This is a genomic window from Microcoleus sp. FACHB-831 (assembly GCF_014695585.1).
In the GTDB taxonomy this organism is placed as follows: Bacteria; Cyanobacteriota; Cyanobacteriia; order Cyanobacteriales; family FACHB-T130; genus FACHB-831.
This window is the reverse complement of the sequence record NZ_JACJON010000057.1, coordinates 169,859-184,869: the sequence shown is the minus strand read 5'-3', so window position 1 is coordinate 184,869 and position 15,011 is coordinate 169,859. Positions and strand designations below refer to the sequence as shown.

The 15,011-nt window shown below is 45.6% G+C and carries 14 protein-coding genes; 4 read left to right on the top strand and 10 right to left on the bottom strand.

Features of this window, described 5'->3' with window-relative positions:
- Window positions 1-8 precede the first annotated feature (8 nt).
- Window positions 9-881: a DUF4384 domain-containing protein gene (locus H6F77_RS15430; protein WP_190489567.1), complete on the bottom strand. Its 873-nt coding sequence runs from the start codon at window positions 879-881 to the stop codon at window positions 9-11.
- Between the two features lie 194 nt (window positions 882-1,075).
- Here H6F77_RS15430 and H6F77_RS15425 point away from each other — a divergent pair, with 194 nt between their 5' ends.
- Both H6F77_RS15425 and H6F77_RS15420 read left to right on the top strand, forming a co-directional pair.
- Window positions 1,076-1,546 carry a hypothetical protein gene (locus H6F77_RS15425; RefSeq protein ID WP_190489566.1) on the top strand — a complete coding sequence of 157 codons (471 nt, stop codon included), beginning with the start codon at window positions 1,076-1,078 and terminating at the stop codon, window positions 1,544-1,546.
- 689 nt (window positions 1,547-2,235) lie between these two features.
- On the top strand, window positions 2,236-2,487 hold the full coding sequence (locus tag H6F77_RS15420; RefSeq protein WP_190489565.1) for a COG3415 family protein: 252 nt from the start codon (window positions 2,236-2,238) through the stop codon (window positions 2,485-2,487).
- A 542-nt stretch (window positions 2,488-3,029) separates the two neighbouring features.
- Here the strand turns inward: H6F77_RS15420 and H6F77_RS15415 are convergent.
- The 9 genes from H6F77_RS15415 to H6F77_RS15375 all read right to left on the bottom strand — a co-directional run bounded on the left by H6F77_RS15415 (window position 3,030) and on the right by H6F77_RS15375 (window position 11,855).
- Window positions 3,030-3,899, bottom strand: a complete 870-nt coding sequence (locus tag H6F77_RS15415; RefSeq protein WP_190489564.1) for a carbohydrate ABC transporter permease — start codon at window positions 3,897-3,899, stop codon at window positions 3,030-3,032.
- A gap of 261 nt (window positions 3,900-4,160) precedes the next feature.
- A complete protein-coding gene (locus H6F77_RS15410; RefSeq protein WP_190489563.1) occupies window positions 4,161-4,712 on the bottom strand; it encodes a 5-formyltetrahydrofolate cyclo-ligase in 552 nt (183 codons plus the stop codon).
- Window positions 4,713-4,880: 168 nt separating this feature from the next.
- Window positions 4,881-5,825, bottom strand: a complete 945-nt coding sequence (locus tag H6F77_RS15405) for a GDP-L-fucose synthase family protein (RefSeq protein ID WP_190489594.1) — start codon at window positions 5,823-5,825, stop codon at window positions 4,881-4,883.
- A 100-nt stretch (window positions 5,826-5,925) separates the two neighbouring features.
- Window positions 5,926-7,005: a GDP-mannose 4,6-dehydratase gene (gmd, locus tag H6F77_RS15400; protein WP_190489562.1), complete on the bottom strand. Its 1,080-nt coding sequence runs from the start codon at window positions 7,003-7,005 to the stop codon at window positions 5,926-5,928.
- A 171-nt stretch (window positions 7,006-7,176) separates the two neighbouring features.
- Window positions 7,177-7,908: an undecaprenyl-phosphate galactose phosphotransferase family protein gene (locus tag H6F77_RS15395; RefSeq protein WP_190489561.1), complete on the bottom strand. Its 732-nt coding sequence runs from the start codon at window positions 7,906-7,908 to the stop codon at window positions 7,177-7,179.
- 81 nt (window positions 7,909-7,989) lie between these two features.
- Window positions 7,990-9,141 carry a glycosyltransferase gene (locus H6F77_RS15390; protein WP_190489560.1) on the bottom strand — a complete coding sequence of 384 codons (1,152 nt, stop codon included), beginning with the start codon at window positions 9,139-9,141 and terminating at the stop codon, window positions 7,990-7,992.
- Between the two features lie 92 nt (window positions 9,142-9,233).
- The gene (locus H6F77_RS15385; RefSeq protein ID WP_190489559.1) at window positions 9,234-10,217 is read right to left on the bottom strand and encodes a prohibitin family protein; all 984 of its coding nucleotides are present in this window, start codon (window positions 10,215-10,217) and stop codon (window positions 9,234-9,236) included.
- Between the two features lie 634 nt (window positions 10,218-10,851).
- Window positions 10,852-11,292 carry a hypothetical protein gene (locus tag H6F77_RS15380; RefSeq protein WP_190489558.1) on the bottom strand — a complete coding sequence of 147 codons (441 nt, stop codon included), beginning with the start codon at window positions 11,290-11,292 and terminating at the stop codon, window positions 10,852-10,854.
- Between the two features lie 260 nt (window positions 11,293-11,552).
- Window positions 11,553-11,855: a hypothetical protein gene (locus H6F77_RS15375; RefSeq protein WP_190489557.1), complete on the bottom strand. Its 303-nt coding sequence runs from the start codon at window positions 11,853-11,855 to the stop codon at window positions 11,553-11,555.
- A gap of 278 nt (window positions 11,856-12,133) precedes the next feature.
- Between H6F77_RS15375 and pap the strand changes: the two genes are divergently transcribed.
- Together pap and H6F77_RS15365 are read left to right on the top strand one after the other, a co-directional pair.
- Window positions 12,134-13,615, top strand: a complete 1,482-nt coding sequence (gene pap / locus H6F77_RS15370) for a polyphosphate:AMP phosphotransferase (protein WP_190489556.1) — start codon at window positions 12,134-12,136, stop codon at window positions 13,613-13,615.
- 84 nt (window positions 13,616-13,699) lie between these two features.
- Complete coding sequence (locus H6F77_RS15365; protein WP_190489555.1) at window positions 13,700-14,731, top strand: YdcF family protein; 1,032 nt, start codon at window positions 13,700-13,702, stop codon at window positions 14,729-14,731.
- Window positions 14,732-15,011: the final 280 nt, after the last annotated feature.

Here is a 15,011-nt window from a genome sequence, read left to right as displayed (position 1 = left end):
CCCCATTTTCAAACCACACTATATTCCGTCCACAAAACCTGACAATCTCGATTCCCTTCCACATATTCCAGCAGTCCATACAAATGATCTCGATCCAATTCCAAAGCCTCATCTTTACTTTTTTTCAACCAATCTATAGGCGGCAATTTCTGCGTAATCACAGCTAAAATTTGCTCTCTTCCCACCTCATCCGATCCAAAAGTTGAATAGGGTGATGGGGGGTATTGCGGCAAAACCATTACCCCAGTAGCGCAACGAGAATTAGGCGCATATTCCGAAGGACACAAACAACAAACCACGCCCGATGGTTCCCTCTCCAATAATATTAAGTATCCTTCGCGTTCAACCTTCACCTGATATTTAATATCACTATTCAGAGGTACAGATTTGCGGGAATTGTTACGCCTATTTCCCAAAGTAGGCAATTCACGCAACTCTTTACCTATCACCACCTCTAATAGGTTAGAATCAATCGCCTTTGTTTTCAGTTGTTGCCAAATTTTGTCAATAGTAAATGGTGGAGGAGTTACTAAACCTTGCTCTTTCGCCCATTGGGGAAATACTACCTCGCGCAGCCAGCATTTAGCATTTGCCCAACGACTATCGCCATTACTAGGAGGAGGACACCCCGCCGCTTCCAGTTTGTCACAAATTGCAGCCAACTGCTGACGAAAAATGCGAGCAGCATCACCGTTTTTGGTTCCCTCAATCAACTTTTCTGCAAACTTAGAATTAGCAACTAATCCTTCGTGAGTTACTTCTCTATTGTCTTCCAGAAAACGTTTCTCAAATATCAGGCTATTCTTACCCGTAAAGCCAAAACGGGTTGCCATCGCATCGAGGAACTCTCCCTCGTAATCTTCATATCTAGGTAAATTCATCCCCAATTCATCCTCCCCTAACTTCTTTTATCTTAAAGCGCAGCTATGGCAAATGTCATTACCAATTTGCCCTTTCTCTACTTCAATCTACAAAAATCTACATCTACAGCAATCTACATTTATCGATAGGCAATCATAAAAAGCCATGTCTTAATAAATTTAAGTTAACCAACCCAAGCGAGGAAACTTAAATCATGTCTCACAATCTCGAACCAATCAAAGATATCATCCTCAGCATCTTATCCCAAAACCCCGAATTAAATGTTTTAATTCAACATTTTCAATTAACTTCCATCACCATCAAAACGCCACAATTACCAACCCCAACTCCCAGTCAAATCGATGTACTTGATTCCCGCTTAACATGGCACATTCCCACCAAGAAATTTAAGCGTGCGAAAAATTATCTTTTGCCAATGATTAAACCCTTGGGTGGCTTCAACAGCGTATCCAGTTTAGGCGGTTGGGTGAACGATAAAGATAAATGGGAACTGGAAAATATTCGTTTGGTAACTTCCTTTGCACCTTTTCCAGTTATCCGCCAACATCTGTTAAATATCTTGTTGGGTTCCTATCAAATGGGTAAAGCAATTCAAGAAAGCGCAATTGGGTTAGAAATTGGCATTCCCGATGGTGTTTGGATGCTGATTATTCCTACAAAATAATAAACTCTGCATCCATAACCCGTCGTAAAATACATCACCCGCCTGGGAATCAATTCCCAGGCTAATAGCTAAAGTCGGATAAATCCGAATAAAAAAAGCAAAAAACATCGGTTTATTTACCCAAAATATGCTCTGATAAATAGTCCTCTGAAGAGGACTTTCGCATCATCCGCCTGCGATTTGAATCGCAGGCGGATGATGCGACTGATGCCAAATCTATATAAACAATCTATCCAATCACAACGGGAGCATCCCGTATTTGCAAATCGCCCACAGACTGGAAGTCTGGGGCTACACAAACAAAGCCTGCGGAGGCAGGCTGAATTGAGTCCGCGCAGGCGGACTTGGTTTGCGTAGCCGCGATTTTCAATCGCCAGGTATTTTTGCAAAACTGGGATGCACCCAATCACAACTGCATCACTCGCTGGGGGTAAGGGCGAAGCATTCGGATTGTTCAATTTTGGTGAACCTAGAAAGATTGCCGCCCGGATGCTTCGCCCCTACAAAAACCAACTTCTTATAAATAGTCCTCTGAAGAGGACTTTAGCTATTAGCCAGGAATTACAGCGTTTCCGCTGTTATGCATTACAATAAATAACAATTAACTATCATTTGATAGTTAAAGAAGAGTGAAATCATATTCCCTGGATCTCCGAGCCAAAATAGTGACAGCACACTTGATAGAAAAGATGTCAATTAGAAAAGTAGCCACCAGCTTTGGTGTCAGTAAAAGTCTGAGCCAAAAACTGCTAAAACAACAACAACCCGACGGAAATTTACAGCCCAAACAGATGGGAAAACCGCAATTCAGTCATCTGACAAATCCGGAACCAGAAGTCAAAGCACTGGTGACAGAGCATCCAGATGCTACGAGGGTGGAGTTGTGTGAATTATTTACACAGAATACCGGGAATTGGGTAACTCGGACGGCAATGTGTTAGGACTAAATCGTAAAAAAAACATGGTACAGTAGCCAAGCCGCGACAGAAAGAGTCCAAAAATTAAGAGCGGAGTATTGGGAAAAAATCAAAGATATCAAGCCTGAAAACCTAGTATTTTTGGATGAAACCGGGATTCTACTGGGGTTGACCAGAACTCATGCCAGGTTCACAGGCGGGGACAAGAGTATGCGCACTAAAACCATTTTATCGCTCCGCAAAAATCACAGCTATTGGCGCAATTAGTATGGAAAGGCGTTTGCCATATTTATTGACCAGTTTTTATGTCCTCAATTATGGGCAGGATCGTTAGTAGTAATGGATAATTTACCAGCCCATAAAGTAGCAATCAATTGTGCCAATGATTGAAGCTGTAGGCGCAAGTGTTATTTGTTTATCCCCATATTCTCCAGACTTTAATTCAACTTAATGACATCCTGAACGTTTAAGAAATTGGTTTGCTAATTGTTGCTACTGTACCTCATAACAACGGGAAACGCTGTATTCGTCTCAGGCTTAGAGTTGATCGCCTATAAAGCCAAATTTTAACCTTTGACGCCGCTACCCGCATCTGTCGGTACGATGTACTGCTGTAGTAATAGAAAGACTAGCAACACTGGTGCAATAGAAATAACAGAACCCGCCGCAATTAATCGCCAATCGAGAGAAAATGCACCTTCAAGTGTAGCGACACCCAAAGGTAGGGTGTAATATTCTGGTCTGTCAAGGACAATTAACGGCCAGAGGAAGTCACTCCAAGAACCAATAAAGACAAAAATCGCCAGCGTGACTAAAGCTGGACGAATTGCGGGTATCATTATGTGCCACCACAAGCCTACCTCCGAACAGCCATCCATGCGGGCTGCTTCTTCTAGTTCTTTGGGGACTTGTTGAAATGCCTGCCGCAGTAGGAAAATTCCAAATGCTGATGCTAAAGAAGGCAAAATAACGCCCAGATATGTATTCCTTAATCCCATTTGTACGGTCAAAATGTATAGGGGAATCATTACTATCTGGAAGGGAATCATAATAGTGGAGACCACGGCTGCAAAAATAACTTCTCTACCTCGAAAATCGAGCCTTGCTAAGGGGTAGGCTGCTAAAGCGCAAAACAGTAAATTTAAGCCAACGGTTAATACTGCGACGATTGTGCTGTTAATGAGGTAGGTGGCAAAGGGATTGTTTTGCCAAACTGTGACAAAGTTCTCGAATGTGGGGTGACTTGGTATTAGCTGGGGTGGAAACTGAAAGATGTTTTCACTTTTGTCTTTAAATGCTGTGCCGATCAGCCAGAGTAGGGGAAAGAGCATCAAAAGCGCGATCGCTAATAGCGTCCCATATATCCCAACGCCTTTCCACCACAGCTTTTGATTTATGTTTTGGCGTTTTGGGTTTGTCGTTTTGCTGATTATCATCTTATTTTGCTCAGGCAGGTCTTTTTTTACTAATCTCAGTGTCTAAAATTTTAAGTTCTATCAGTTTTTACTTTGTAATAAATCCATCCCCCAACTTGTATTTTTACGGTAAAAATCTAGATTTATTTTTGTAAAAACTCTTGCTTTATGCAACATACCATCATAATATAGTAATTGTATTTGTCTAACCAAAAACAGTGGTTGACGCGCATGGGACGTTCGTCCCGTGCGCGGGGTTCAAGAGGTTGGAAGTAAGCAATTTCATCGCACCATCCGTAACCCAAATTCGGTAAAAACGCCGTGTAGTTGCTTATCCCATGAATCAACAGGAAAATAGGGCAATAAAGCAAATTCAAATACAATGCCCAAGGTAGGTTTGTTTGCCCAATTTGGTAAAGTAAGCAACCTGTCATAATAACCGCCGCCATAACCCAATCTATACCCGCGATAGTCACAAGCAACAGCAGGGATGAGAATTAAATCTACGTCACTTGGCGGGATGGTGGGCGATTCCGGATGCGGTTCAAGGATACCATAAGGGCCATTTTGTAAAGAATCGCCTGGTTTGCAGATATGCCACTCAAGCGAGTCGCCAACGCAGCGGGGAAATCCCCAAGTGCGATCGCTAGCAAACAAAGAACTGATATCGGGTTCTTGTCGAAAACTGAAATAAGCTAGAACCGTTTTAGCGCCAGCAAACAGAGACGAAGCTTCTAGGTGCGAACAGATGCGATCGCTCTTTTCTCTCCATTCTTCGACTGACATAGATTGGCGTTTTTTGAGGAGCGATCGCCTTAATTCCGCTTTATCCATTCATAACTCCAGCACCACCTCAAGCGCGATCGCTGCTGCTTCTGTTCGGCTTAACAGCTTGGCCCATTTCAATAAGTCGCCCTAGAAAAATTACAGCCGATCGCTTTAAGGCTCGAATTTTAATTTAATGCTTTAATTAGGCAGGGCGGGCATTGCCCGCCCTACAATTTATTCTGCGTGTTGGCGATACCAATCAATGGTATTTTTCAGCCCTTCTTTGAAACCTACCTTAGCAGTAAAGCCAAAAGCTTGCTTTGCGCGTTCGGTATCTAAGCAACGACGCGGCTGACCGTTCGGCTTATCCGTTTCCCAGACAATTTCGCCCTGATAATCCATCAGTTCGCAGATGAGTTCCACCAAATCCTTGATGGAAATCTCATAATTTGTGCCCAAGTTAACGGGTTCAGCGTCGTCATACAACTGCGTGCCCATGACAATGCCCAAGGCGGCGTCAGTTGAGTAGAGAAACTCGCGGGTAGGGCTACCATCACCCCAAACTGGCAGTTGCTTGTCTCCCCTTTGCTGCGCCTCGTGTATTTTGCGTATCAACGCTGGAATTACGTGAGAACTCTTAGGGTCAAAATTATCTTCTGGCCCGTACAAGTTTACTGGCAACAGGTAGATGCCATTGAACCCATATTGCTGTCTATAAGACTGGAGTTGCACAAGCAAGGCTTTCTTGGCAACGCCATAAGGGGCATTGGTTTCTTCCGGATAGCCGTTCCACAGGTCGTCTTCTTTAAAGGGCACCGGGGTGAACTTAGGGTAGGCGCAAATTGTGCCAACCATGACAAACTTTTGGACGCCTGCTTCATAAGCAGCGTGAATTAGCTGGGCGCCCATCATCAAGTTGTCGTAGAACAACTCAGCGGGTTTTACCAGGTTTAGACCAATACCGCCGACGTGGGCGGCTAGGTGGATGATGATGTCCTGCTGTTGGACGACTCGCTGACAAGCTTCTAGGGAACGGAGATCGTGTTCGCGCGATCGCGGTATTGTTATCTTCTGCTGGTCAGCCCCAGCTTTACACAGCTGGTCTATCACCTGACGTCCCAAAAAACCAGCCCCACCAGTGACTAGAATCCTTTTGTCGTTCAAATCTATAGTTGCCATATCTATTGCCATTCTCGCCTAGCTTCAGGGTATCTCCTAAAAATTATGAGTTATGAGTTTTGAATTAACTCATAACTCATAACTCATAACTCCTAACTCTCTAGTCGTGCATACTGCCCACGTTCTGGCGAATCGTGGCCATACTTTCAGCGTTCTGGGAATGATTGCCGTTGGGCATAGGCAAGCCTATAGCTTGCATATCACCTTCCACCATCAAACCAACTAATTCTTCAAATGTTACGGAAGGCTCCCATCCTAGCTTCTGTTTTGCTTTAGTGGGGTCGCCGATTAGCAATTCTACCTCTGCTGGGCGCAGATAGCGTTCGTCAAACTCTACATAGTCGTGCCAATCGAGCTTGACGTAACCAAAGGCAACATCGAGGAATTGGCGAATTGAGTATGTTTCCCCGGTAGCAATCACGTAATCATCCGGTTGGTCTTGCTGTAGCATTAGCCACATTGCCCTTACATAGTCTTTGGCATAGCCCCAATCGCGTTTGGAGTCGAGATTACCCAGATAGAGTTTTTTCTGCTTTCCAGCTATGATGCGAGCGATCGCTCTAGTAATTTTGCGCGTAACAAAGGTTTCGCCCCTACGTGGCGACTCGTGGTTGAACAGTATCCCGTTACACGCGAACAAGCCGTATGATTCCCTATAATTCACTGTCTGCCAGTGAGCGTAAAGCTTGGCACAAGCATAAGGACTGCGCGGATAAAAAGGTGTTGTCTCCTTCTGAGGAACTTCCTGCACCTTGCCATACATCTCAGAAGAACCCGCCTGGTAGAACCGCACCTCAATGCCAGTGCGTTGCTGGTAATCTCGGATAGCCTCTAGCAGCCTCAGCGTACCCATTCCAACCGAATCAACAGTATATTCCGGCGAGTCAAAGCTCACGCGCACGTGGGATTGAGCGCCCAGGTTGTAAATTTCTACTGGCTTAACTTCCTCTAAGATACGGCGCAGGGTAACGCCATCAGTCAAGTCACCATAGTGAAGAAATAATCGGGCTTCCTCGTTGTGCGGGTCTATATAAATATGGTCGATCCGGTCTGTATTGAACGTGGAAGTCCGGCGGATGATACCGTGAACTTCATAGTCTTGAGACAGCAAAAACTCGCTTAAGTAAGAACCGTCTTGACCAGTAATGCCAGTGATTAGCGCTCGCTTCCGTTGCGTCATTGTCGAATATTCCCGATAGCCTGTAACAAAATGGGCAGGGGACAACATTGGCCAACAATATTAACGCGCTCTAATAGAGCGCAAAGAGTTGGCCAATGCGAATTACTCTTTACGTTAACCTATAATTTGCCTTCCAGTGTTAAAGAACTGTTTAATCTCCGTAAAGAGCGCTTAGTATGCACCATTGTTTTTAGGAGCGAGAACCACCCCAATTGTTTTGACAACCAGCCACAAATCCAGCCAGAAATTGTGGAAGTTGACATAGTATACGTCCATCTGGATGCGACGATTATAGGGGATGTCATTGCGTCCGGAAACTTGCCACAGCCCCGTGATTCCAGGCTTAATTGTCAAAACCTTGTCAATGTGACTTCCGTATTTTGGTAATTCCTCGGGGACTAAAGGGCGCGGGCCGACAACGCTCATATCACCTTTCAAAACGTTCCAGAACTGGGGAAATTCGTCAAGGCTAGTAACCCGGAGAAACTTGCCAATGGCAGTAATCCGAGGATCTTCTTTGAGCTTGAAATTGTCTTCAAATTCCTGACGCAGATGAGGTGATGTTTCCATCATTTCCATCAACACGTCATCTGCGTTTGAGAACATGGTTCTAAATTTGATGCAGCCAAAAGGCTTATGATTACGCCCCACGCGCTCCTGAACATAAAAAATGGGGCCTGATGAACTGATGGCAATAAGTATTGCCAGCAACAGGTAAAGCGGCGAAAACAGAATCAGAACTGATAACGAAAACAAGACATCAAACAGCCGCTTAACGAAATATCCATCTAGACTATAAGACGGCAGAACTCCGTTTCTGCCTCGCGGAGCGAAGGGTTGGAACCCCCGCTTTACGAATGCCCTTAACACCTTTCCGGAGAGGAGTTGGCTATCGGCAGTCATTTTACTCCTTCAATTCACACCACACAGTCCCGATCATAAAGCCACACGACGCTGAAGATGGCGAATTCGCCACCAAGCAATCTAGATTTTAGGTAAGCTCTTAGCGGAATAAAATTCCTGATAACAGCGCTCTAGGAATGCTAGGTAGCGATTCTTAAAGATATCTGGCGCAAACTGAGCGGCGTTAAGTCGGGCTATTTCGGGATTAAAAGACCCTGACGACGCTTCAAAGGTTTCTACGGCTTCTATTAAAGCCTCTGGCCTCTGAACGGCGAAAAATAAGCCAGTTCCTGCCTCCGGGTGTTGGCGAATATCCCGGACTGTTTCTAGTGCCCCACCAGCGCCATAGGCGATCGCGGGCGTTCCACAGGCTTGGGCTTCCACCAAAGCCATACCAAAATCTTCACAGGCTGCGTATACAAACGCTTTCGCCTTGGACATATACTCCTCCACCACTCTATCTGGTTGGGGTCCCAGCACTTGGACGTTCGGCTTGGCTATTTGACGGAGTAGTTTTAGCTCCGGGCCAGTACCGATTACCACTAGACTACGCCCCAACTGATTAAAAGCTTGAACAATTAAAGATACTTGTTTGTAACTAACGAGCCGGGAAACGGTTAGGTAAAAATCTTCTTTTTGGGGCACAAAGGCAAACCGCTCGATATTCACTGGCGGATAGATGACTTCTGCTTCTCGCCGATAGCAGCGCCAGATGCGTCTCGCGGTGTGTTGGGAGTTAGCAACAAAGTAATCAACTCGATTGGCCGACAGGACATCCCACTGGCGCATCTGATGTAGCAGATACCGCGTCAGGATGCCGGGGAACCCGCGTCCGGCTTTGCTACTTGCCAAGTAATCAAAAGTGAGATCCCAGGCGTAGCGCATGGGCGTGTGACAGTAGCATACGTGCAGTTGTTGTGGGCTAGTAATAACTCCCTTGGCTACAGCGTGGGAAGAACTAAGAATTACGTCATATCCTCGTAAGTCCAGCTGTTCGATCGCTATGGGCAACAAAGGCAAATATTTTTGCACCCCGTTGCGGGAACCAGGAAAATGTTGCAGAAATGTCGAAACTATGGGGCGATTGAATAAGTAGCTGTCGGGATTTGTGGATTCAAAGTCAATCAGGGCATAAAGATCGGCATCAATATGCTTCAAAATTTCCCGCACAACAAGTTCTGAACCACCAGTGGCCTTTGGCGTTAGCCATTCATGCACGAGGGCGAATTTCATGTTTTAGATTTTAGATTTTAGATTTTAGATTTTAGATTGAATCTAAAATCCACCCCCATAGCTTTGATAAATGAGCCAAAATCTTAAAATCGTTAAGGTTTGCTTTGCTTGGGTTGGGCGTTCCCCATGAGTAAATCGGCAGCACCGATCATAGGAATAACTCCCCCCCCGGTGAACACGGGCAGTTTACCATCCCACTTCTGTAGTTGTTCGTAACGAATCAGATCGGGCGTGATGCTACGCGATAGCAGTTGGTTGGCTTCGGCTTGTCCCCTCGCTCTCGCTTTGGTGGCTTCGGCTTCTCCCTGTGCTTCCACTTTGGCTTGCTGGGCTTTGATTTGAGCTTGTTTCAGAGCGTAGCTTTGTTGCTCTGCTGCCTGTTGTGCCTGAATTTTAGAATCTAGGGCTGTTTGCAAAGCGGGTGGCAGATGGACTTCGCGAATTCCGAAAGAGATGAGTTCTAGATGGCGCTTTTTAAATTCTTCTTGCAGTTGATTAGAAATATCTGTGGCAATCTGACCGCGCTTGCTAGCGGTGATTTCTTCCCACCCATGTTGAGCTACTATGATGGGCACTTGACTCCGCGTATACTGTCGCACTACCCTATCTTCGACTGTTTCAATGGGTGCGCCTCCCCAATCTTGGTAAAGCTGGTTGGCTTCTTGCCGTTGCACCTGATACTGAATTACTACGTCTAGATTTAGCTGTTGGCCTTCGCTGCTTTGCACTTTTATCGAGTCATCTCCGTCAACTTGGCCTTCAATACCTTTTTGCACCATAGAGTAGGTTTGAATGGTGATGGGATACTCTTGAATATCCTGGGATAGGGGGTTAATAAAAGCCCACCCAGGCTCTAAAGCGTTGGTTGTTACCTTATGGGAGGCTTTATCGAATACAATTCCCACATACCCAGGCCGAATGGTGCGCCACACGGTTTTTATAAGTAACAAACCAACAATTAGTGCCAATAAGCTTACTCCAGCTAGAAAAGCTGGCTGCTTAGAAGTTGGCATGGCAAACTTTGCAGAGCGATCGCTTTTCGCGGAAGGAGGTATGTCAGGACTTTTAAAAGACATAGTTGTTAGGACTCCACAGGAGTATTAGAAACGCACATCTGCGTGACAGCTACAATTCTGGCAGTCCAACTGCGCGATCCTGGTAATTCGTAAATATTTTTCAAGAAATGCTCAACCGCCTCTAATGGTTCATCCCCATTAGCACTATTCCACCCATCAGGCGTTGAGGAAAACTTTAGGTACTGTAGGCCCTGTATCCACAGTTTTAGGCGAATCGTACCAGCCGCAGATTTGAGAAATTAGTAATATTGCGATCGCTCTTTAAATCGATTGCTACAGCCGCTTTCACTGTAAAAGCCCTATTCCCTCACACCAACGATCGCAGGTATCCATTTGCCGCGAGGATTAAGCTCATTTTATGTGGTTTGTGGAGTCTTGCTTGTTGGATGCTTCAATATTGAAGCATCCTCTCATTACTAATATTTCGCTCTTTTACCTTGGTAATTAACAGCCTTTTTATAGCGCACAACCACTAATTTTATAGTAAAAACATATTGAGAATTTATAGCTACAAATTGCTTTTTACAAATAACACCAAAACCGAATTTTGGTAAAAATACGAGAAAGAAAGAGAAACTTAAAAACAAAAAAATTAGCTTTGAGTTACGTCTCCCCCTCTCCCGCGTCCAGCTTTTTATTTGCTAGCACAGTAAGTATTAATCTGGCTCACTAATGTTTTTTCTGGGCTAGTAGCTTGTTGCAATCTTTTTAGCGCCGTATCAGTCGCAGGACGGTCTTTCTTCTGATAAGCTGCCACAAATGTCCGCATCGCTTGGCTTGTATCTCGATACATCTTGATAAAACCAGTTTGATGCTCTTTGAGCTTTTCGTCCTGTACTTTGACCGTTTCCATATCTTTAGCTGCCTTATCCATAGCATCAGCTGCCTTGAGCATGGTGTTAGGGTCGGTCTTCTGTCCGCCGTTCGTGAATGTTTTGGAATCCTCGACGGCTTGATTGGCTACGTTGATAATGTTTTTACACTGGGAAACTTTGCTTTCGCCGCAACTAACGATTAAGAAACTGATAGCGGCAGACAGGGGAAGAACGATCGCATGCCGTCGAAGAAAATGCATTAACTAGCTCCTGGTAGCTTGAGGAATGGTTGGAAGTTTAGATGGGTGGATGAGTGCTTTCATCGCAAGATGGAATCTAAAATCTTCAATTGGCACTGTGGTTGTAATATCGCATTTTTCCACTCTTGACAGCAGTTCAAGGAGGTCTTGGCTGTTTCCGGACGAGATCGGAATTAAACGCCTAGCCAAAAGGAGGCGGCTTCAAAAGCATCAATCTTGGAAAGGGATGCGCGGTCTTCGCACATCCGCTTTTAGCGCTACTAACTTTGTTCAACATCACCGACGAGGCGTTGCAAGGCAGCTGTTAATTGGGCTGTCTGTTGTAATGCATCCTTCTGGGCGTCTGCTAGGGTTTGCACCGCCTCGCTTAAGGCAAATAACTGGTATCCCTGCTGTTGAACTTGATGCCCCTGTTCTTGCACTTGAATGGTGAGGGCATCCACTCGGTCAGCAAGACGGTCGATTGTCTCGGTTGTAGCTAGTACCGCCTCTCCGATTTGTTCGACAATTGACTCTAAGCGACTTATTTTGGCTTCTACGCCATTGAACTCTTTGTTTGACAAGCTGGTTTTGTCCAAACTGCTCCGCACACAAGCTACAGTTCACTCCAATGCCCATTCTATTTGCTAGCTGCTTTTTATAGCCAAGTACATCGTTTACATTAACTACAATATCGGCAAAGGCTAAAGATATACACATTGCCTCTCCACCTTGTTTGCAGGGGGGTAAGTGTCCTTACGTTTGCTGTCGGTAGGCTAAATAGTGAGTCTGACGACCGCATCCATGTGTTCCGCACTCGGACAACCGAGGAACGAAGCTAGAACTCAAACTGCTTAAATTGATGCTAAATAATCTAGATTTGAATCTTTCTGTCGAAAAAAGCACCTACAAGTCCCAGATTGAAGCGCTGATGCGGGAGATGCGATCGCTCCAAAAGGCTTGCTGGGAAAAAAAATTACCCACGATTGTGGTATTAGAGGGTTGGGCAGCAGCGGGTAAGGGTTCCCTAGTCAAAAAAATGGTCAACTACATGGACCCGCGAGGCTTTAAGGTTCATCCCATTTGGCCGCCCAGCGAACAAGAGCAACAATATCCATTTTTGTGGCGGTTCTGGCAAAAACTCCCCGTCCGGGGCAGCATGGGGTTTTTCTATCACAGTTGGTACACCCATGTCTTAGAAGACCGATTGTTTGAACGGGTGCAGGAGTCTGAAATACCGACGGTGATGGCGCAAATTAACGCCTTTGAACGGCAGATGGTGGATGATGGGAGCGCGATCGCTAAATTCTGGATTCATATTAGCCGCAAAGAATTAAAACACCGCCTCAAAGAATATGGCGATGACCCCTTCCAAGCATGGCGCGTCCGTCCCGAAGACTGGCAGCAAGAAAAACACTACGACAAGTATGCCGCGATCGCCCAGGAAATGCTCGTCCACACCAGCACTAGCTACGCTCCCTGGACCTTAGTCGAAGGCAATTGTCAGCGCTGGGCGCGAGTCAAGGTTCTCACCCAAACTATCGCCACGCTACAGCAAGCACTAGACCGCCAACCAATGCACGTTCCCCCCCCAGCAATCCAACCACACCTCAACTCGGCTGAACCGAATTTATTAGCTAAAGTCAATTTAAATTTAAGCTTGCCTGCTGACGAGTACAAAAAGCAGCTACGCAACGAACAAGTCGTTCTGCGTAAGCTGCAAATGAAGATTGACAAACATCACGTACCTGTCTTGGTTCTCTTTGAAGGCTGGGATGCAGCTGGTAAAGGTGGAGCCATCAAACGCTTAACCGACGCCCTCGATCCTCGCAGTTATGTGGTCAATAGCTTTGCCGCACCCTCAGATGAAGAAAAATCCCATCAATACCTCTGGCGCTTCTGGCGGCGGTTGCCTTCTTCTGGAACAATAGGCATTTTTGACCGCAGTTGGTACGGGCGAGTGCTAGTCGAGCGCGTCGAGGGCTTTGCCGAAGAAAATGAATGGCATCGCGCCTACCAGGAAATTAACGAATTTGAAGCGCAACTAACCAGTGCTGGCTACGTTTTGGTTAAGTTCTGGCTGCACATCAGTCCTGAAGAACAGCTCAAACGGTTTACAGCTAGGCACAATGACCCATTTAAAAATTACAAACTGACGGATGAAGATTGGCGAAATCGAGAAAAGTGGCCTTTATACGAGGAAGCGGTAAATCAAGCAATTCAACGCACTGACACCCATACCGCTCCTTGGACGATAATTCCTGCTAATGACAAACTGTATGCCCGCGTCCAAGTGATTCAAACGGTGACGCAGGCAATTCGGGCAGAATTAAAACGCCGTTAATAGCGTAGTTCATTGCTCGTTGTTCGTTTAACCAGAACTATGAACCGTGAACCACGAACTATGGATCGCTAACCACTAACCACCATGTTTTTACTCCTAACCCGCGTTCTGCTCTGGCTACTAATTGGCACTATTGTCTATTTTGTGCTGGTGCAATTTATTCCCAGACAATATTTCACATGGATTGGTGGCTTGATTGTGTTTGGTTTGTTGGTGGCGGCGTTTCTGCGACCTTACAATCCAGTCGTCTACTCATTGTGGAATGTTTTCTCGTTTCCCCTCAAGCCGTTGGGGTTTTCGCTTTTGCTTTTGTTGTTTGCAGCCCGAACTATCGATAATGGAGGGATAAAAAGCCCTGGAGGGTGGCAAGTTTTGATTGCACTAATTGTTTTATTGGTGTCTAGCACACCATTTTTGGCCTATCAGCTTGTGGGGCAATTAGAAAAGGAAGTGCAGCAAATCGAGCAACAACGGCAGGAAGTTTGTCAAAGTGAGTGTCCGCCAGGGGAAAGGACAAGATTCAAAACGGTTACGGCAATTGTAATATTGGGGCCACTCGCTAGCGAAGCGAATTTCCCTTTTGATGATACTGGCGATCGCCTGCTTAATGCGATCGCGCTATACCAGGAACAGTTATCTGTAAGAAATCGCCCCCTACTAATTGTCACTGGTGTTGCCAGTGCTAACCTCAATCCAGCTAGCAACAACAAAACCAACGGCAATAATAATGACATCCAAACGCTGCTAGCTAGAACTTCCGTTCCGCCTAATAAAATTAGGCTTGCACCCAGCCCTATCGATCTCCGCAGTAGTGCGATCGCAGTTGAAGATATTCTGAAGCAGGAAAATATAAACTCGCGCCGCATTTTCCTCCTTTCCGCCCCCTTGCACAGTCGCCGCGCCGCCCTCACTTTTATCAACCAGGGCTTTACGGTTCTTTCCCCTTCGCCGAATATCTCTGTATCTCTTCTGGGCACGACGCCTAGAAGACGCTTGCAAATTGCTGAGTTTATCCCTACCGCAGAAGCCCTTTTCCTTACAAGCCGGGTTCTTGACGAATATTACGCCTCGCTTTATTACTTTTTGCGCGGCTGGCTGACACCTATCCTGTTATAGAAGCAGCAATCGGGCAAATTCGTCTACAATCGGTTGGCTAATAGCGAATTGCACGAGATAAAGCTAAAAACTATTGCCTTAACTCGATGAAGTAAGACAATCGCCCTTTCTACAAACTCTAAACTCTATAACCCAGGAGGATGTGTTTACTGCTGCACTAATAATATCTACGCGCAAAAAACTTGAATCTAAAAAATATTTTTTAAGTCAACACGCCCTCATTCCAGGGTGCGTTTCTTGGCAACACTTTGATTAACACAAATTAACCTTTAGTACCGTT